Source organism: Saprospira grandis, from assembly GCF_027594745.1.
GTDB lineage: Bacteria > Bacteroidota > Bacteroidia > Chitinophagales > Saprospiraceae > Saprospira > Saprospira grandis.
This window is the reverse complement of sequence record NZ_CP110854.1, coordinates 368,314-387,813: the sequence shown is the minus strand read 5'-3', so window position 1 is coordinate 387,813 and position 19,500 is coordinate 368,314. Positions and strand designations below refer to the sequence as shown.

The window sequence follows — 19,500 nt, the reverse complement described above, 5'->3', positions numbered from 1 at the left end:
ATGAGCTTAATGCTATTAAGTTAGAAGTTGCTGTTAATCAGTGAGTTATGATTTACACCACAAGGCCCCTAGAAGCCAAAACAATGATTCTTCAGTGAAAGAACCAACTATTCTGTACGAATAAGGTAATTAACTTAGATTGATATGCAAAAAATATACTTATTCCTATTACTTAGTTTAGGTAGTTGTTATCAAATTATGAAGCCTGCACCTAAAGGAATTTACGGAGAGTATTATTACTCAATACTGTATACTACACCTTTAAACAGTCAGGAATTATATGAGAGAGCAACTTCAAGCTGTGGACTCTTTAGCATTAAGGACTCAACTTATTGGGAGTGTGAATTTACTGATGTTATTGAAGAGGATAGTTGTGATGAAAAATTTTTACTAGGCATTTATCCATTTGATTCTGTTCTGCAAATTAAGTTGATACAGGTTAATGGAGCTATAACTAGCGATGACGCTCTTTTTCAGAGAAGGAAGAAGTTTTATAAAGAAAAATTTGAAAAAGTTATCTTACCTAATTTCTTAAACTAGGTATTTCTCCAGACTAGTACGCCGATTATCTTTAAGACTAGCAATCTCAGCTGTGTTAATTGGTAGATGGGGCCTCCCGCCTTCGGCGGGCGCTACGTTCGGCAGCTCGCTGTTCGCTCGGCCCTGCGCAAAAAACAAGTTTTTGCTGGGTCTGCGGCTTTGCCGCACTGCCTACCATCGCTAGGCCGTTTGGCCTTCGGCCATGGCGGCTTTGCCGCTATCTGCAGCCTAAAGGCCGCAGCCATTCTTGTTGGGCCTTCATCTTTCTTGCCGCAGCGGCTTAAAAGCCCCTGCTTTGTTTGTGGAAAGGAGCTATTCGGTTTTCAGGTCCTGCGGCTTTTAAGCTGCAGGCCAATTGTTGCTGAGGAGCGGGCTCTGCTGTACCTAAATTGGCTGTAGGTTTCAACCTGCAGCCACAGCTAGCAGGCCCGAAGGGCCGCAGGCCTAGGGGCCTGTAAGGGGGCCGCGCAGCGGCAGACCCAGGGCGAAATGAAATGAGCCCGCAGGGCCGAGCAGACCTGCGAGCCCTGCAAGGGCCCGGCCGCCGAAGGCGGCAGGCCCCAAAAAATAAAACTACTTATTGAAAGAAGAGGAGAAGGCAAACTTTTGCAGAAAGGCCTCCACCTTTTCTGTATGCTCTATTTTAGGGCTAGAGGGATGGTTTTCGGCTAGGGTGTAGAGCGCCTTCTGTTGGTCCTCAAAGAAATTGAGCCAGTCGCCGCTAATAGTGGTTGTTTTATCGGGATGGGCTAATAATTCCTTTGTTTTTTCTTGCCAAGCCCTGCTCAAGAGAGGGAGCAAATTGGTCCAACGCTGGCTGGCTAAACTGCTGTTTTGGGTCAAAAGATACTGAGCGGCAAGCATAGGGCGCAAAACCGCCAAATAGTGACTTTGGGGGAGCTCCCAACAGCCAAATATTTCTTTACGCAGAAAAGTAGAGGCCTGATCGAGCAGCTCTAGCGCCAGCTGCCGAGGACGAATTAGTTTTTGGGCCAATTCATAGAGCTCCTTTTGGACATCATCCTGCAAAAAATCGGCAGTTTCTAGCGCCCAAAAAGCTTCTGCTTTAGAGGCTTGGAGCAAGCGCAAAAAAGAGCTAATATTCTCTGCAGAAACCCTCACTTTTTCAGAAGGGCAATGAAGGGCCGGGTAACTAAATAAAAATGCTTGTTTTTGGCTAGACATGGCTTAAGGGATATGAGTAGGAGAAACCAAATCGGCTTCTAGCATCATCTTTTCTAGAAGCTGGCGTTGAGGGCTTTCGATATGGCCTCTGAGGTGTTTTTCAATGATGAGCGAAGAAATCGGGGCTCCATAAGTAGAGCCATAGCCTCCATTTTCTACATAAACGGCCACCACAATTTCGGGCTTTTCCATAGGGGCAAAAGCAATAAAGGTAGAGTGGTCTTTGCCATGCACATTTTCTACCGTTCCCGTTTTGCCACAAACGGCAATATCCTCGATATCTGCGCGGCGGCCTGTACCCGAGAGAATAACTCGGCGCATGCCATCAATAACGGCTTCAAAATGTCTTGGGTGGACCTTGGTATAATGTTTTTTCTTAAACTTAGCCAGGGTGTTGCTTGTATCGCCTTTGAGCTCTTTGGCAAAATGAGGGGTGTAATAATAGCCTCGGTTGGCAATAATGGCGGCCATATTGGCCATTTGCAAAGGCGTCACTTCAAGTTCTCCTTGCCCAATACCAATAGAAACAGAATGAGAAAAGCGCCAGCGGCCCTCTCCGTATCGGCGGTTAAAATAATCTACGGTAGGGATGTTTCCGCTGGCTTCTCCACCAATATCAATACCCAGTTTTCTACCCAGGCCAAAGGCTTCTAGATGTTCGCTGAGGAGCTGCATCCCTTTAGCTGGAAAATCATAGCCATAGAGGTTGACCATTTCTCGATAGGTTTGGCAGAAATAGTTGTTGCAAGAGTATTGAATAGCGGCAGCTACATCATGTGTAGGGGCATGGCCGTGACAACCTACTCTTAAACTCCCCATCACAAAACCACCTGCGCAGCCCATGCCACGATCGGGTTGTAACACCCCTTCTTGCAGGGCAATAGCGGCCAAAACGGGTTTGAAAATAGAGCCTGGAGGATATTTTGCCTGCAGGGCGCGGTTAAAGAGTGGGCGGCTAGAATCTCTGACCAGTTCTAGGTAAGCTTTTTGTCGCTCTTGGTCTACGGTTAGTAACTGAGGGTTGTAGTTGGGAGCACTGACCATGGCTAAGATTTCACCTGTAGAGGGTTGAATGACCACTACGGCCCCTCTTTTATTTTGCATGAGTTCCTCGGCATAGCGCTGCAAATTCAGGTCGATAGAGGTAATGAGGTCGCAACCTGAAATAGCGGGAACATCTTGGCTTCCTTCTTTATAGCTCCCCTTGATTTTTCCCCATTTATCTTTGAGGACCTGTTTTTTACCTTTAGTTCCTCTGAGTTGGGCTTCATAGGCTTGTTCTAGGCCAGAAATACCAATATAATCCCCTCTTTTATAGATGCCTTCAGAGGCTTTGATTTGCTCGGGATTGACCTCAGAAATATAGCCCAAGGCATGGGCGCCTACGGTTACGGGATAACCACGGCTGTTTCGGCTATGTAGTTCAAAGCCAGGGAAATTGTAGAGGTGTTCTTGTAAAATGGCGAGGCTATCGGCACGCAGGCGGCTCATGAAAGTAATGGGCTTGCGTTTAGAAAAACGGCGATCGCTCCAGTCTTTCTCCATATTTTTGACAAAGGTAGCGGTATCGATGCCTAGCAGCTCACAGAAAAGAGCAGTATCTATATTGGCTCGGCGAACAGTTTCGTAGGTGGCCAATATGTCGTAGGTGGGTAAATTATAGATCAGTAGGCTATCATTGCGGTCATAGAGCAGTCCTCTGGAAGGGTAGAGGGTGAGGGCTTGTCGATAGCTTTGTTGTTGTTGATAGGAGGTATCTATAATTTGAATTTGGAAACATTTAAACAAGAGCGCCAAGGCGGCCAAAATGATGGCGCCTTGTAAAATTCTGAGCCTTGTTTGATATATATCTTGCATAAAGTAGCGTCAACTAGGAGGGCAGTGGTAAAATAGAGGCTTCATTTGTACTGCTTCAGTATGATGCCTTTAGCGAAAATACTGCTTTTGTGTAGGCTGGCCAACTAACAGCCTTTTTTTTAACCTAATTTTTAGGAGAGTTTCTTCTCGAAATAGAATAAGTTTCTGATTATTTTTTTGTAGAAAATTTGTGATTAATTGAGTTTTGCCTAGGTCGATTTTGCTATTTAAGTGTAGGATGTATGCATCTATTTATTAAATATGTACTATATTGTTTTAGAGTTTAGAAAACTAATCATGTATAAAAAAAAAGAAATGACAGTACAAGCACAAGAAACTCTAAAGTACAGAGGAGATGACTATTTGCTTATTGGGGCACCACTCTATTCTTACTTAGAAAATCATAAAGAAATTGAATTTGAGCCTTATCGCACTGATCGTTGGAATGGCTATCAAGGAACTTGGCTCTTACAAGATAATAAACTTTATTTGGTTGACCTTGAAAGTGCAAATTATACTATTCAAGATATATTTAAGACAACTGGACCTGTTTTCGCAGATTGGTTTAGTGGACAACTTCAGTTTGGAATTGGAAACTTTCAGGAGGACCACTATTGGGGATGCTATGATAACTATGTTTGGCTAAGATTCGAAAAGGGGAAAGTAGTTGATAAAAAAATCGTTAAAAACTTTAAAGAAGAAGTTAAGTTAGAATTTGGTAAGTATAAAGGTAGGTTTTTTAAGGAAGTCGTAAATGGGAAGATTGGGGATGGGCTTTATAAAACTATAAGAGAATATATAGAATGTTTGTTAGAAGTTTTGAAGAATGAAAGATTTGAGTATAAAGTTCTATTCCCACGTTTTAATGTAACAGAACAAGATGTTGAGTTGATTCGAGAAATTAGAAATTATGGAATAGACTACCTCTTGACTCAAAATTTTATTGCAGTAAGCTCAAAAATATTTTACGAGAACTCAAATAAAGATGAGCTTGCTTCTAGGTTCTCTCGCTTAGTGGAAAAAATATTATGTTCTGATTTTACTAAAATACCTAGACAAACCAAAAATGGGCTAGAAATAGCGGAAAAATCAATTCTAATTAATGGCGATTTAGAATATTTAAGCTGGGCTTTAAAAAATGTAAGTACATTTACAGTTCCACCAAAAGAGTTAGGAGGGATTTTTTTAGTTAAAGTATTAAAGACAATTTCAGTTAAGCGATTAAATAATTTTGTATTCGAATACAAACCTGTTTTTGAAACAAGAGAGTATGCTTTTTCAGAAAGTATATTGGCTCTAAATATAAGTAAATTTGAGGCAACTAACAGCGTTAAGTATGATTCTGAAAATCAGATTTACTTACTTAATCTGACTGATAAGGAGTTAATGGATGAATTTGGATATTTTCTTGATGAAAACCATTCTAAGCAAGATATAGTTAAACTTGAAAACCATTTTGACAACTATTACTCATACGAAAATTACGATGATTATGATGACCATTATGACCATTATGACCGAAATAATTGGTTAGAAGATGCTGCAGGAACTGATGATCCTGAAGTTATGAATGCAGCCTACTGGAATATGGATTAAATAAATACAATTTAACTAAAATATTGTACTTATACTTTAAGAGGACGAGTTTTTCGGGACAGAAGGCAATCGTCAAATTTAAACGCATTTGCTTTTATAGTTTACAGCAATAGTTGAGTTTATTGTTAGTAGAGCGAAAGTAGCGCGACCAAATTTGGCTGAGGGATGGAAAGGGTGGCCGCAGGCCAGACCGAGCTTTTTGAGCGTAGCGAAAAAAGCGATGGGCCGAGCAGACCTGCGAGCCCGGCACAGCCCGACCCGGCCAACGGCCGGGGCAGCCCCAAAAAAAGAAAAAACTAACGCAACACTCGACGCAACAGTTTGTGCATATCTTCAGCAGAAATATTGCGTTGGATATTGCCTTGGCGGGCATAAGAAATATGGCCTGTTTCTTCAGAAACGATGAAGGCTAAAACGGGAGTTTCTTCGGTGATGCCAATAGCGGCTCGGTGGCGAAGGCCCAGCGATTGAGGAATACCGGGGCGGTCAGAAACGGGCAGCACGCAGCTAGCGGCAATGACCTCTTGGCCCGAAATAATGGTGGCCCCATCATGCAAGGGGCTATATTTATTGAAAATGCTGAGTAATAATTGGCTACTGATTTTTGCGCCCAACATTACGCCCGAACTGTAGTAGCCGTCTAGGCTCGCGCCCGTATTGATGAGGATGAGCGCTCCTGTTTTTTCTTGGGCCATTTCTTCGGTAGCCCGGGTTATTTCACGGATAATCAGCTCTATTTGTGCATCTTCTTGGGCGCCCGACTTTTTGCCCAATAGCCGCTCGATAAGTTGGCCTTGTAGGTAGCCTTGGCCCAAAAAGAGCAGAAAACGGCGGACTTCTGGCTGAAAAAGAATGAGCAGGGCAATCATTCCAACACTAACAAATTGTCCCAAAATGCTGCTGAGTAGGGGCATGCCCAGGGCCGAGACCAGCCACCAAAGGATGTAGACGAAGACCAGCCCCAAAAAGATATTGAAGCCCAAACTTCCCTTGAGTAATTTATAAATTTGAAAGAGGAGATAGCCAACAATAATGATGTCGACTAGGTCCCAGAGGGTTACATCCATAAACCCTATTTGTAACAGCCAGATGCAGTCCATGATATCTAAATTCAGTGTGGCACAAAAAAAAGGTCCTCGAAGGACCTTTTTTATATTTTCGCCTTTTGCAAGGCTTATTCGGCATGGATCAAAGCACCTCGATCCCAAATGCCCTCTTCTACTTCTCCAAGCTTAGAAATATATTTTCCTCGGCCATGGAACTCATTTTCTCTAAAAAAGCCCTCATAATAGCTGCCATCAAGATAAAAATATTTTCCAAAACCTGTTCGTTTTCCATTGATCCAATTGCCTTCATAGCGGTCGCCATTATTATAATGGTAGGTCCCAAAGCCATTGCGTTTATCATGTAGCCAGTGGCCTTCAAAGATATCGCCATTGGCATAGAAGTATTTGCCAAAGCCATTCATTTTACTTTCGGCCCATTGGCCTTCATAGCGGTCATTGCTGGCCCACCAAAAAGTGCCTTCTCCAGTGCGGCTATCGCCTAGCCAGTCGCCCAAATATCGGCTACCCGTGGTTTCATAGACATATTCGCCACGGCCTTGCTTAAGGTCATTGACCCATTCGCCTTTGTAGCTATCGCCATTTTTATAGTAGTAATTGCCTTGGCCGTGCATTCTACCAAAGACCCAATCGCCATCATAGTATTCATTATCGGCCCAGACAAAAATGCCTCTGCCGTGTCGGCTGCCTCGGCTCCATTCGCCAAAGTAGACGCTATTATCACTAGAGTAATAATATTTACCAACGCCTTCGCGCCAACCTCCGAGCAGCTCGCCAACGTAGCGATCGCCATTTTCATAGCTGTTCTGATGGCTTTCATCGGTGAGCAGCGACTCGATATTATGAAAATGGTAGCCATTAACTTTAAAATAGCTAAAGGGACCTTCTAGCTGTTCGTCAGATAGCTCATTTTCATGAATATCTCTTTGTTTTGGGGGTTCCCAACCGCCACCATTGGCATCTCCGGGTTGCATAGGGGGCCCAGGGCCGTCGCCATTGTTCCATTCGTTATCTTTCATTGTATTTCGCGTTTTATGAAGGGATGAATTAGAGGTTAATAATAGTTAGCTCTCCATCTACATATTCAATATACAGTTTTTGTTTCTGAACTGCAACATCTTTTTGAAGTAACCAATTGGCTAGGGGGGCAATTAGTTCTCTTTCTAGGCAGCGTTGCAGAGGTCTGGCCCCATATCGTTGGTCAAATCCTTTATGGACCAATAGTTCTTTGAGGGCTGGCCCAAAGTCCAATTCTAGTTCTCTTTTCTTAAAGCCTTCTCTTTGCGCCAGTTGCTGCAGCTCGATGTCTAGAATTTTCCGAATATCTTTTTCTTCTAGGGCTTTGAAAAAGACAATTTGGTCCAAACGGTTAATAAATTCTGGACGGAAGAATTTATAAATGGCCGATTCATAGTTTTGCTGATCATTTTGGCCATAACCAATGCGGCTTTGGTTGCTAGCCCCCAAATTAGAGGTCATAATAATGATGCAGTTTTTAAAATTGGTCACTCGACCAAAGGCATCCACAAAGCGGCCTTCATCCAATAGGCTGAGCAAGCTATCAAAAATGGCGGGATGCGCTTTTTCGACCTCATCCAAAAGTAATAGGGCAAAAGGGCGTTCTCGAACAGCCTGGACCAGTTTGCCCGGCCGCCCAGCGGCCCCAATAAAACGTTCAATTTGAGCCGGATGCTGAAATTCACTCATGTCAATCCGAATCAAGGGACTTTTTTGCTGCCCTTGCCCAAAAAAGTAGTCGGCCAGCAGTTTGGCCGCCGCCGTTTTTCCTACTCCCGTCGGTCCAGCAAATAGTAAACTCCCAATGGGTTTGCTGGGGTTATTGAGCCCTACCTTAAAGATTTTGACCAAGTTGCAAAGGGCATCTACCGCTGGCTTTTGCCCAATTAAGCGACTAGAAAAATAGTCTTGCAGCTCTTCGGGCTGCAATAAAATATCATCCCGCAAAAATATTTCTGGCAATCCCGTCTGCTTGCTAAAGCTTTCTAAAACCGCTTTACTATCTATTGTTGGCTGATTTTTGTGGCTTTGCATGACTTTATCCAAAAAACGAAGGGCTTTGCCCGGAAAATGCTCATAAGGATAATAGCGATCTAAAAGACGATATGCCAATTGCCAAGCATCGGCCTGTATGCTTTGCTTAAATTGTTGCTCGGCATACTGGGCAAAACGCTCCAAAATTCTAAACACAGCCATTTCATCTAGCTGATTGAGCTGCACAAGCTGAAAATGCTGAACAAAACTAGGCAGCTTCTGACGCAAACTCTCCAGTTCTTTGGGCGTCAATTCTCCAATCAATTGTAGTTTGCCCTCCGCAATAAATCCACTCATAAAGGCCGCCAAACTATCCTCGGCCCCTTCGCCACCAATTTGCAACAAACGAATGCAGTCATTGACCCAAAGTACGCCTTGCACCGACTGCAGTTCTTCTACCAAACTTTCTACTTTCTGCTGCCATTCGCCCAAATATTTGGCCTGCGCCGTGATTCGCTGACTATTGATGCGCCAAAATTGCAAGCCCATCTGACTCACTTTCTGAATTTTTCGTAAGGCTTCTTGCAAAACCACCGTTTTCCCAGAAGAAGGTGGCCCTACCAATAAAATATTGGCTCTTTTGTTCAAAATTTTATCAATCAGTTGCTGCACCACATCTTCTCGTTCCCAAGCTTGCTCGGGTAAACGCTTTTTGCGAAGATCGGCCTGCTTGGGCGGATACAATTCGGCCAAAGCGGGCAATTCTTTTAATTGCGGACCCTGCTGCCAAGCCTGTCCAAAAGAACTGCGCTCTTCCACTTCCTTAATCCGCAATTGCAATTCACTCAACTGCGGCTCGGGCCGATTCATCAAACGAAAAATACTTTTTGGCTGATACTGATTGAGCAAGTTGCTACAATAATATTGAAGCAAAGAAGACAAACTATTATTATCCTGATACCGAAAAGACTCAAAAAGATCAGGCAACTGACATTCATAGGCATATCCGTTCGAGCTGGGCCCATAAACGGTCCAAATCGGAATTTTTAAACTTTGCTCTACCGGAAAATTATGCTCCCCCAACTGATAACTGGGCCGAAACTCAATCTCAAAGCGCTTTTTCTTAAACTGCTCCAAAGTCTGCGGCGGATAATGCCCATATTTTTTATACTGCTTCTGCAAAAGCTGCACAAAAGCCGCCTTCAAACTTTTTAAATCCTTTTCTATCAAAGGCAAATGATTCTGGCCCAAAATAAAGCCCAACTGAGAACCATCCGCCAAACTATAACTCCACAAAGGGTAGGTCAATGTTTTCATGCTCATATTTTTATCTCGGAACGCATCAAATGAGTCCACGACCCAATTTAGGATTTTTTATTTTTCTTTTCCAATTGTTTTATTTGGGGCCTCCGCTTCGGCTTCGCCTTGCGGCGCTACGTTTCGCAGCTCGCTGTTCGCTCGGCCCTGCGCAAAAAAACAAGTTTTTTGCTGGGTCTGCGGCTTTGCCGCACTGCTGCACATCGCTAGGCCGCTCATCTGTATTTTTTCTCTAAACTTTTTTCTTAGGCCCTTAAATCCCCCTTTCAATTAGCGGCTTTCAATTAGCAACTGGGCCAAAAAACAATGAATTTTTTGGCCGCTAAAAAAACTAATGGATCCAAAACAAGAGAAAAAAAAAGCGAACAAGGACTTTAGTCCGCCAGTTCGCTCAAGTCAACAACCCTGGGCTTCAGCCCAGGGCCGAACGAATAGCCGTTATTTTTTATCACTGAATTTTTTTGGCGGCAATAATAAAAGAGATTTTTTATCACTGAATTTTTTTCTGGAATTGTTTTATGGCCATGGGCTGAAGCCCATGGTTGCGGGTCTATGCAAACTAGCGGGCTAAAGCCCTTGTTTGCTGGAAAATGGAAAAATTTTAGCTTCAATAAAAAAACAACCGCACAACCGCCGAAGAAAAAAAATGGCCTGAAAAAATTAGATGAGCGGCTGAGGGATAGATAGCAGTGGCCGCAGGCCAGACCCAGTTTTTTTGAGCGCAGCGAAAAAAAACGCAGGGCCGAGCGAACAGCGAGCTGCGACATAGCCCGACCCAAGCGAAGCGCAGGGGCAGCCCCCAAAAAAACGTATCTTTGCAAAAAAAGATAAAAAATGAAGCGATTAGAAGCGGCAATAAAAGCTAGAGTAGATTTTCCAGCAAGTGATTTGGCCAGGCTCAAAGAAGAGTTTGTAGAAAAAAAATTGCCCAAAGGCGAATTACTTCTTCCAATGGGCAAGGTTTGTCGCTCACTTTTTTTTATTGAAGAGGGCTTGGCCCGCAGTTTTTACTATGGAGATTCGGGCACTGATGTTAGCTTGTGGTTTTTTAGAGAAGGAGAGTTTTTGACCAATAGCGAAAGTTTTTTCCAGCAAAAGCCCTCTATATATAATATAGAATTGTTGGAAGATGCCCGCTTGTATGAAATTTCGCATCAGCGTTTGGAGCAACTCTTTGAAGAATTGCATTTAATTGAGCGCTTTGGCCGATTGCTAGCGATTGAAATGTTGGGCGAAATGATTCAGCGTTGGCATGCTATGCAATTTAAATCGGCCAAAGAGCGCTACGATTTTATGTTGGAGCGTTATCCCGATCTATTTCAGCGATTACGCTTAGGCGATATTGCTAGTTTTTTAGGGATTCGGCCCGAAACTTTGAGTCGGATTCGGGCAAAGCATTAAGTTTTCTTCTGCGCAAAAGGGTTTTTATTTGTACCACCACAAAAAGTAAAACGAAAGCCGAAAGCGCTAAAAATTGTAGCTGTTGAATTTCGGGCTCAATTTGCGAAAGCTCTGCGCCATAGTAACTCAATTTCCTAAGGCCTTCAATAAAAGGCGTTAGGGGAATATAATTGGCGGCTTCGGCCAAAAGGGGCGGCATGCCCGAACGCGGCCAACTAAATCCACTCAAAACAAAGGCGGGAGTAGAAATGACCATCAATAATTCGGTGGCCGTTAATTGGCTGGGCAAAACAATCGAAAATAATAAACCGATAAAGGTAGCGGCCAAAGAAAAATAAATGACCAAAGGCAGCATTTTATCTAAGGGCATCAAAAAATCGATCTGAAAATATTGGAAGCCCCAATACATCAAGGCATAATTGAGGGGCAGAAAAATGGCCATGGGCAAAATTTTCAGCAATAAACTATAGCCCGCAAAAGGAGAAGCCTTGGCCAAGCGACTAAAATGACCATCTTCAAAATCTCGAGCAAAACTAATGGCCATGGCCAAAAAAATCACTTGTTGTAAAATCGCAGCCAACAAACCAGGCAACATATAATATAAATAGCTGCCGCTACTATTATATAACTTGTGAAAACTAATTTGAAAAGCTTCATAAGCTGCGGCAGCCTGAGGAGGCGCCATCCCTTGTTTTTTTAGGCCTTCAATTTCAAAACCCGCATTTAAACTGGCCAAAACCAATTGCAAATTTCTGCTGGCGAGGTTGGCTTCCAACAAATTAACCATATTGAGATCTACACGAACCTCTGGATGACGCTTTTGTAAAATATCGGCCTCAAAATCTTGGGGGATTTGCACCACCGCCATAAATTCTTCTTCCAACATTTTTTCTTTTAAATATTGTACCTCGCCCAATACTTCGGCCACTTTTAGGCTTGGATTATCGGAAAGGGCATCGATTAGGAGGGCCGAAGAAGGCGTTTGATCGGCATCCACCACCAAAATGGGCAGGTCTTGCAATTGTGCTTTGCGATAAACGGCCTGAAATAAAAGGCCATAAAAAACAGGTGCCATAAAAAAAATGGCCAGAATGACACGGTTGCTCAAAAAACGCTTAAACTCTAGGCCCAGCAATTGAAAAAACTCTTTCATTTCTCTTATTTTTTTGTAGCCTCAGCAAGCAGCAAAACAGTTGCATTGACATATTGCGGACTTTTTGTTTTTTGAATGGGCCAAAGTTGTAGCTCGTATAAATTTTCGGCCAATTCGTAGTTAGGGGCCGCAGAACTTTGGCTGGCATAACGGGCCAATTGTTTGATGCGACGCAATTCGCAGGGAATTTCTTCTTTGGTGTAAGGATTTTGGACATTTATTTTTTGTCCTTCCTCAAAGTTGTAAATTTCAGATTCGGCAATGCTAAAGCGGAAATACATGCTTTCTGTTTTGTAGCCATAAAAAAGGCTGTAGCCGGGGCCAAGGAGCTCGCCTTCTTCTAGCGAAATGGTTTCGATTCTAAAATTGGCGGGCGAAATAATATAAATTTCTTCTTGGGCCACTTCTAATTCTTGTTTGGCCGCCTGCGCTCTGGCCAATTGTCCCTGCGCTTGCTGTACTAATTCGCTGCGACTTCCTTTTTCTACTTCTTTTCGCTTTTCTTTTAAAGCCGCTAGTTGTGCTTGAGCCAATTCTACTTTCATGGCTACTTCTTCATAAGATTGCGTAGAGAGTAATGAATCGGCATGCAAAGCCGCTAATCTTTTTTCAGAAGCTTCTGCAAAAGCGAGTTGTGCTTTGGCGGCTTCAATTTTTTGTTCCAATTGCGCTCTTTGTTCGCTAGTTGCCCCATTTTTTGCCATCTCCAATTGTCCAGAGGCCGCTAAAATAGCGCCTTCGGCCTGCGCCATCTTTGCAGCGATCTCCGGAATGTCAAGTCGGGCTAAAGTGTCGCCTTTTTGGACCAGCTGTCCTTCTTTGACATAAATTTTAGCCAAGCGGCCGGCAATCTTCGAGCTAACGCCCAAGGTTTTATATTTTACTTTTCCCTGAGGAAATTTAATTTTTTCTGGCTGTTCTTCTGTCTGGCAACTAAAAAGGAGTAGGGGCAGAAGGCCCAAAATAAATAGTCGTTTCATTTGATTATTGTTGTTCGATGGTCTTAATTAACTGTCCTTTTGCTTGAATGAGGGCCAAATAGGCGCGTCTTGCTTGGTATCTGCTTTGCGCCAAGGAAAAAGAAATTTGTTCAATATCTTTTAGGGCCGCCAAAGGCTCACGCAAATCCGTCAATCCATTTTGATATTGTTCTTGCACTAGCGCATAATGTTCTTCGGCCAATTTTTTCTCGGCTTTTTGCAACTCAATTTTTTCTTGGGCCAAATCCCAATCCGCCTGCGCTTTGGTCTCGGCCAAAAGCAGTTGTTCTTCTACTTCACGTATTTTTTCTTTGATTTTTTGTTGCTCCAAAGCTTTTTGCTCTGCTTTGAGGTGACCTTGCCGGCCATCAAAGAGCGTCCAATTCATGCCCAAAGCGATATAGGCCTTGGGGTCGAGTAGCGATAAATCTTGCTGCAAAATTTCATAATGTCCTTTGAGCGCAAGTTTGGGAATAAAACTTTGGCGTTCCATTTTTTCTTGGGCTTCCAAAGCTTTTTGGGCCGCTTCTAAGGCGTTTAATTCCACTCTTTTTTCGCTAGACCAGTTTTTTTCTGCGGGCAAAACCAATTGAGGGTGCAAATTGGCCAATTCTTCTGCGGGCAGTTGCGATTGCTGAGCTAAAAGGGCCAAAACAATTTTCTTCTTGCTTTTTTGCTCTTCTACTTTGAGGGCCAGTTGTTTTTTGGCCAGTTCAATTTTTTTGCGATCAATCGGAATCGCCAAACCGTTGGCAATCGCTTTTTCAACAAAATTTTCTTGCTGGGCCAAATAATCGCCTGTTTGCGACAACACTTTTTCTGCGGCCAGCAATAAACCCAACTGATCATAAGTTTGCAGCAAATTATTAAATAGCGTTTCTTTTTGCATTTGTTTTTGGGCCAATTGCAGTTCGCCTTTGGCTTGCAAAGCTTTTCGGCCCTGTTTAATTTTTCCGCCACTATATAATAACCAATTCATATCGGCGGAGGCTTTCAAAATATTTCGCTCCAAAATGGGCGGAATTTCAGAAAGTGGTACTTGTTCGGGCAAAGGCATATTAAATGGAATGCCCAAAGCTTCTTTGGCCAACAAACTTTGGCTGCCCATTAACAAACTTTCCATATCGCTATCAAAACGAAGGTCTTCGCCCAAGCGAGTATAACTTGCATTGAGTTCTAAATTGGGCAAAAAGCGATAGCGCAGCGCTTTATCTTGCAATAAAATTTGCTCTTGGGACAAATCGAAACTTTTTAGGCCTGCATCTCGCTTTGCTGTGGCCTCCCAAAGCCCCCAAAACTCTTGCGGAATAAATTCTTGGGCCCTTATCGGTAGTACTGCCCAAAAAAGAAAAAAGGAAAACATCAATTTTTTCATGCCAGATCTATTTTTGTCTAAGGCAAAGGTCCTCTTTCCAAATTTCTTCCTTCTTGACCTAGATCAAGAAATCTATAGGGCTGCATTTTTTTGCTTTTTTTATGCGATTTTTTTGGGGCGTTACTCCTTTCCGTCGTCGAACTGCAGACTAAAGTCTTTGTTGTCGCTGCGGCTTCGCCTTGCTGCGCTACGTTTACTCCCTTCGGTTGTCGAACTGCGAACTAAAGTTCTTGTTGTCGCAGCTCGCTATTTTTTTGGGGGCCTCCGCTGCGGCTTCGCCTTGCGGCGCTACGTTTCGCAGCTCGCTGTTCGCTCGGCCCTGCGCAAAAAAACAAGTTTTTTGCTTGGTCTGCGGCTTTGCCGCACTGCTGCACATCGCTAGGCCGCACAATCTTAGTTTTTTCTATAAACTTTTTTCTTCGGCCCTTAAATCCCCTTTCAATTAGCGGCTTTCAATTAGCAACTGGGCCAAAAAACAATGAATTTTTTGGGTGGTAAAAAAACTAATGGATCCAAAACAATGAAGAAAAAAAAGCGAACAAGGACTTTAGTCCGCCAGTTCGCTCAAGTCTACAACCCTGGGCTTCAGCCCAGGGCCGAACGAATAGCCGTTATTTTTTATCACTGAATTTTTTGGCGGCAATAATAGAAGAGATTTTTATCACTGAATTTTTAGTCTGTCTTTATTGTACCGTCATGGGCTGAAGCCCATGGTTGCGGGTCTATGCAAACTGGCGGGCTAAAGCCCTTGTTTGCTAAAAAAAAACGGTTTTAACCCACTGGTCTAAAAAAACTTCAAAACAACAACCCCCCAACAACAACCGCCAAGAAAAATCCCCTCGCAAGAGGGGATGACAATTTTTTTTCTTAGCCTGGGGTTCCTATGAAATTTATCTGGGAATAAAATCCCCCTTTCAAATAGCGGCTTTCAATTAGCAACTAGGCCAAAAAACAATGAATTTTTTGGGTGGTAAAAAACTGCGGTGATCAAAACAAGGAGAAAAAATAACCGCCCCGAAAAAAGAAACAGTTTTTAGTTTAATTTTTTATGGGCCGATGGTTTCAACCATCGGCTCATTTTTTTGGATGTAGAATGTCCTCCCTTCTTGCTGTGGGTTTTAACCCACTGGTCCAAAAAAATTTCAAAACAACAACTCCCTCCAACTACAACCGCCAAAAAAAATCCCCTCGGATGAGGGGATGACAATTTTTTTCTTAGCCTAGGGCCTTGGCCCTGGGGTTTCGATGAATTTTATCTGGGAATAAATCCCCTTTCAATTAGCGGCTTTCAATTAGCAACTGGACCAAAAAACAATGAATTTTTTTCTGTGGTAAAAAACTGTGGTGGTCTGTAGGTTGAAACCTACAGCCAGGCAACAAAAAGGCATTTCATTTTAAATGGAGGTTTAAAAACCTCCATAAAAAAACAAGAGAAAAAAATAACCGTCCCGAAAATGGAAACGGTTTTAGTTTAATTTTTTATGGGCCGATGGTTTTAACCATCGGCTCATTTTTTTGGATGTAGAACGGCCATCTTTTTTTAACCCACTGGTCCAAAAAAACTTCAAAACAACAGCCCCCCAACAACAACCGCCAAGAAAAATCCCCTCGGATGAGGGGATGACAATTTTTTTCTTAGCCTAGGGCCTTGGCCCTAGGGTTCCTATGAAATTTATCTGGGAATAAAATCCCCCCTTTCAAATAGCGGCTTTCAATTAGCAAGAGGATTTAAAAACAATGAATTTTTTTGGGGCTAAAAAAATTGCGCTGATCAAAACAAGGAGAAAAAACAACTGCCCCGAAAAAAGAAACGGTTTTAGTTTAATTTTTTATGGGCCGATGGTTTCAACCATCGGCTCATTTTTTTGGATGTAGAATGTCCTCCCTTTTTGCTGTGGGTTTTAACCCACTGGTCTAAAAAAACTTCAAAACAACAGCCCCCCAACAACAACCGCCAAAAAAAATCCCCTCGCAAGAGGGGATGACAATTTTTTGCTTTAAATTCTGTATCAGTTTTTCAGGACGGGACACATAACAGTACTTGATGTTCCTATTTTAAATTTTCTCAAAAATAGCGTTTATTGCTTCTTTTTCTTTAATTGCTCTAAAGCAAGCGTACCAATTTTGGCAATAATACCTTTGGTGATATCATTAGGATCAAGACTAGCTTTCAATTTAAATTTGAGCTCCTTCCCAAATAAAACCAACTCACAATGTGTATTCCCACTCATTTTCATATTCTTATCTGCCTCTAGATGGGTATACATTTTTTTAATTTCTAAATTTGATAACGCATTTTCCAAAGCTTCATTCAGTTTATTCTTTTTTCCATCACCTATGTAGTGTGCGAGGATGTTGTACATCTCCTCTGCATGCAAATTCACATCCATGCTGATTTCCTCTTTATTTTTTGCCATAAATGCTAGATTTCCAGAAAGTAAAGTATCTGAAATTTCCAAGCCTCCTTTATATGCAAATCCTTTTTCAATCTTTTGATCTGCTATCTGCCCCCCACTAGGAGAAAAAAGAAGTTCTGCATCTTTGATGATTATCTCTTCAGGAAATAGATTTTTGGGTAGCTTTAGGCCAAACCCCTCTTCCAACATTTTAGGGCCTTGTTGCATAAATAAAACCCTTCAAATCAGTTAATTACAAAAAACCTTGCGAATTAGGCATAAAAAAAGGGACAAGCCCCGTAGATTTAAGTTTTTTCGACGAACAATAAAACCTCGAGCTGTCCCATGACAAATGTAGAAAAAACCTTACAGAATTACGCACTAACCAACAGATTTTATACCGCCCAAGGGGAGTTTATTTTTAATGTTTGGTTCCCGCCTTTGGCAAGCAAAAACTTCATCGCTAAGCGCCCAAAACGCGGCAGACCTAAAACAATTTCTGATGAATTTATTCGCTATTTATTCCGCTTAAAAGTGCTTTTTTCGTTTGGATACCGACAATTAGAAGGTATTCTAAAATGCGTTGTTTCCGAATATAATTTGGATGTCAATCCAATATCTTACAGCCAAATATGCCGTAGAGTCAAAAAACTAAAGCTGAATATTAAGCCTAAAAAAACGGATGACGAGCTGTCTATAGCAATAGATAGTACAGGACTAAAAATAAAAGGACAGGGAGAATGGCGGAGAATAAAACATACCGAAAAGTACCGTTCTGGCTGGATTAAAGTACATTTGGCCGTAAATGACAAAACAGGAGAAATCCTGGTTGTAGAGATTACCACAGAGCAAAAAACCGATGCTTCTCAACTCCTCAAAATGATAAAAAAATTGAAGCCATTTAATATTAAGCAAGTTTATGCAGATGGCGCCTATGACCAAACAAAATGTCGAGAAGCAATTTGTGATGCTGGGGCGGTTCCATTGATTCCCCCACGTAAAAATGCTCGCCTAAAAAAAGGAAAAAATGGAGAGCTAGTCGATAGTTATCGCAATGATGATATTTTATATATCTGGGAGTTAGGAGCGGCTGCTTGGAAACAAGATTTAGGCTATCATCGTCGAAATTTAAGCGAAACGGCAATGATGCGACTCAAGCACTTTTTCTCTGAACGGCTCTCTTCGATCAGCTTCAAAATGCAGAAACAAGAAGTGCTGATGCGTATTCAAATTTTAAATGAGCTTAATGCCGTCAAGCTAGAAGTTGCTGCTAATCAGTAAATTACGATTTATGCGACAAGGCCACATTTTAGTGAAATTCTCCGATGAGACTTCTTTTTGAGTGGCTTTGAGCGCAACTTGCTGCTTGGCTGGAGCAATACTCATCTGAGTAAGGTATTCTAACTCAAAAAACTGTGCTTTTTCTATGGCAAAGGCAATTGTTGTAGGCATTGGAGCGGTGGGGATCCACCCTAATGAAATGGCTGCACCTTCAATAGTAACCGCATCTTCCTTAATTCGAATATAGTCTGAGATCCCCAAAGGATCTACCCAATTATCCATCATTGCGCCTGTTCCAGTGATTTCTTGTATGAGTAAATTGTAGGACAGTTCCAATCTGCTGGTCAGATCAGGGTCCTTCTCTGTTGGGCGCATCTTTGTATTGACAAAAACTTTGAGTTTTGGGCTATTTTTTCCCATCCCAAAATCTCCTCCAATACCTATGTTATCCAACATCATACGAGTGCCAACCTCCTTAGAAATTTCTACTAATACTGGATCTTTGGAGAAATTAAGATTTGCCTCCAACTGCATTCCATTTTTACTGAGTAGGGCATGGAACTGAATGTAGGGTGCTTCTATATTCAGTGCTTCGGCTAATGTTTTCAATTTTTTGTCTGTACTTGCTTTGCCTTCTAGCTGCAGGCTATCATTTTCTAGCTTCAACTTGATTTCTTCTAATTCTAACTCTTTTATCACCTCATAGCCCGGAACCTTTATCAACTGATCAATAGTTACTGCACTTTCTAAGGCAAGAGGTTTTAGGGTTCCTTTGAAATTAAAACTCCCATAATCTTCTAAATTCAGGGTATAGGCGTCACTACCTTTTGTGTATTGGATTTCACCAAAACCTTTTAGGTTGAGGCTGTTTTGGGCAGATAGGCTAGAGACTATGCCAATTAGGAATAATAGCTGAATAGTCGTTTTCATGTTTGTGTTTTAAGTTAGACCCTTTTTGAATTTTGTTTTCTCATTAGGAATAAAGACAGTGCAGTCGCAAAGACTATTCCAGCCCCAATAACCCACAAAAACCAATTATAGGAAAGTGAAGCTCTTGCCTTTATGGTTATAGGCGCTTCATTATACGACTTTTTTCTTCCGTTTGCCACCTTAAGCTACTGTACTAATTTGGGGGGTAAGGACAGCCGCTCATCTGTATTTTTTCTCTAAACTTTTTTCTTCGGCCCTCAAACCTCCCCTTTCAAATAGCGGCTTTCAATTAGCAATTGGGCCAAAAAACAATGAATTTTTTTCTGTGGTAAAAAACTGTGGTGGTCTGTAGGTTGAAACCTACAGCCAGGCAACAAAAAGGCATTTCATTTTAAATGGAGGTTTAAAAACCTCCATAAAAAAACAAGGAGAA

Annotated in this window: 16 protein-coding genes; 6 read left to right on the top strand and 10 right to left on the bottom strand. The window is 42.1% G+C overall.

The annotated features are described in order from the left end of the window. Positions 1 to 144 precede the first annotated feature (144 nt). A complete protein-coding gene (locus OP864_RS01500) occupies positions 145 to 540 on the top strand; it encodes a hypothetical protein (protein ID WP_002661239.1) in 396 nt (131 codons plus the stop codon). A gap of 573 nt (positions 541 to 1,113) precedes the next feature. Here OP864_RS01500 and OP864_RS01495 read toward each other — a convergent pair. Together OP864_RS01495 and mrdA are read right to left on the bottom strand one after the other, a co-directional pair. After that, positions 1,114 to 1,725, bottom strand: coding sequence for a hypothetical protein (locus OP864_RS01495; protein ID WP_270099547.1), 612 nt, complete (start codon positions 1,723 to 1,725; stop codon positions 1,114 to 1,116). Positions 1,726 to 1,728: 3 nt separating this feature from the next. Continuing rightward, positions 1,729 to 3,582 carry a penicillin-binding protein 2 gene (mrdA, locus tag OP864_RS01490; RefSeq protein WP_270099546.1) on the bottom strand — a complete coding sequence of 618 codons (1,854 nt, stop codon included), beginning with the start codon at positions 3,580 to 3,582 and terminating at the stop codon, positions 1,729 to 1,731. A gap of 261 nt (positions 3,583 to 3,843) precedes the next feature. Between mrdA and OP864_RS01485 the strand changes: the two genes are divergently transcribed. After that, positions 3,844 to 5,178, top strand: coding sequence for a hypothetical protein (locus OP864_RS01485; protein WP_270099545.1), 1,335 nt, complete (start codon positions 3,844 to 3,846; stop codon positions 5,176 to 5,178). Positions 5,179 to 5,474: 296 nt separating this feature from the next. Here OP864_RS01485 and cdaA read toward each other — a convergent pair whose 3' ends face one another. The 3 genes from cdaA to OP864_RS01470 form a co-directional block, all read right to left on the bottom strand. Beyond that, positions 5,475 to 6,245, bottom strand: a complete 771-nt coding sequence (cdaA, locus tag OP864_RS01480) for a diadenylate cyclase CdaA (RefSeq protein WP_014373402.1) — start codon at positions 6,243 to 6,245, stop codon at positions 5,475 to 5,477. 107 nt (positions 6,246 to 6,352) lie between these two features. Beyond that, positions 6,353 to 7,261: an MORN repeat-containing protein gene (locus OP864_RS01475; protein ID WP_270099544.1), complete on the bottom strand. Its 909-nt coding sequence runs from the start codon at positions 7,259 to 7,261 to the stop codon at positions 6,353 to 6,355. Positions 7,262 to 7,289: 28 nt separating this feature from the next. After that, on the bottom strand, positions 7,290 to 9,551 hold the full coding sequence (locus tag OP864_RS01470) for an AAA family ATPase (RefSeq protein WP_270099543.1): 2,262 nt from the start codon (positions 9,549 to 9,551) through the stop codon (positions 7,290 to 7,292). Between the two features lie 334 nt (positions 9,552 to 9,885). On the opposite strand from OP864_RS01470, the gene OP864_RS01465 reads away from it, so the two are divergent. Together OP864_RS01465 and OP864_RS01460 are read left to right on the top strand one after the other, a co-directional pair. After that, positions 9,886 to 10,122: a hypothetical protein gene (locus tag OP864_RS01465; protein WP_270099542.1), complete on the top strand. Its 237-nt coding sequence runs from the start codon at positions 9,886 to 9,888 to the stop codon at positions 10,120 to 10,122. 263 nt (positions 10,123 to 10,385) lie between these two features. After that, a complete protein-coding gene (locus tag OP864_RS01460) occupies positions 10,386 to 10,952 on the top strand; it encodes a Crp/Fnr family transcriptional regulator (protein WP_050981153.1) in 567 nt (188 codons plus the stop codon). Here OP864_RS01460 and OP864_RS01455 read toward each other — a convergent pair. The 3 genes from OP864_RS01455 to OP864_RS01445 are packed head-to-tail and all read right to left on the bottom strand — an operon-like array spanning position 10,897 to position 14,460. Continuing rightward, complete coding sequence (locus OP864_RS01455; protein WP_270099541.1) at positions 10,897 to 12,105, bottom strand: ABC transporter permease; 1,209 nt, start codon at positions 12,103 to 12,105, stop codon at positions 10,897 to 10,899. The genes OP864_RS01460 and OP864_RS01455 overlap by 56 nt on opposite strands. A gap of 5 nt (positions 12,106 to 12,110) precedes the next feature. Then, positions 12,111 to 13,085, bottom strand: a complete 975-nt coding sequence (locus tag OP864_RS01450; protein WP_270099540.1) for an HlyD family secretion protein — start codon at positions 13,083 to 13,085, stop codon at positions 12,111 to 12,113. 4 nt (positions 13,086 to 13,089) lie between these two features. After that, positions 13,090 to 14,460, bottom strand: coding sequence for a TolC family protein (locus OP864_RS01445; RefSeq protein ID WP_270099539.1), 1,371 nt, complete (start codon positions 14,458 to 14,460; stop codon positions 13,090 to 13,092). On the opposite strand from OP864_RS01445, the gene OP864_RS01440 reads away from it, so the two are divergent. Then, positions 14,459 to 14,842 (top strand): hypothetical protein, encoded by a 384-nt coding sequence (locus tag OP864_RS01440; protein WP_270099538.1) that lies wholly within the window; start codon positions 14,459 to 14,461, stop codon positions 14,840 to 14,842. The two genes, OP864_RS01445 and OP864_RS01440, sit on opposite strands and share 2 nt — an antisense overlap. A 1,696-nt stretch (positions 14,843 to 16,538) precedes the next feature. Here OP864_RS01440 and OP864_RS01435 read toward each other — a convergent pair. Further along, a complete protein-coding gene (locus OP864_RS01435) occupies positions 16,539 to 17,084 on the bottom strand; it encodes a hypothetical protein (protein ID WP_270099537.1) in 546 nt (181 codons plus the stop codon). Between the two features lie 117 nt (positions 17,085 to 17,201). On the opposite strand from OP864_RS01435, the gene OP864_RS01430 reads away from it, so the two are divergent. Then, a complete protein-coding gene (locus tag OP864_RS01430) occupies positions 17,202 to 18,137 on the top strand; it encodes an IS5 family transposase (protein WP_270099466.1) in 936 nt (311 codons plus the stop codon). On the opposite strand, the gene OP864_RS01425 is transcribed toward OP864_RS01430, so the two are convergent. Beyond that, positions 18,114 to 19,067 carry a hypothetical protein gene (locus OP864_RS01425; protein WP_270099536.1) on the bottom strand — a complete coding sequence of 318 codons (954 nt, stop codon included), beginning with the start codon at positions 19,065 to 19,067 and terminating at the stop codon, positions 18,114 to 18,116. The two genes, OP864_RS01430 and OP864_RS01425, sit on opposite strands and share 24 nt — an antisense overlap. Between the last annotated feature and the right edge of the window lie 433 nt (positions 19,068 to 19,500).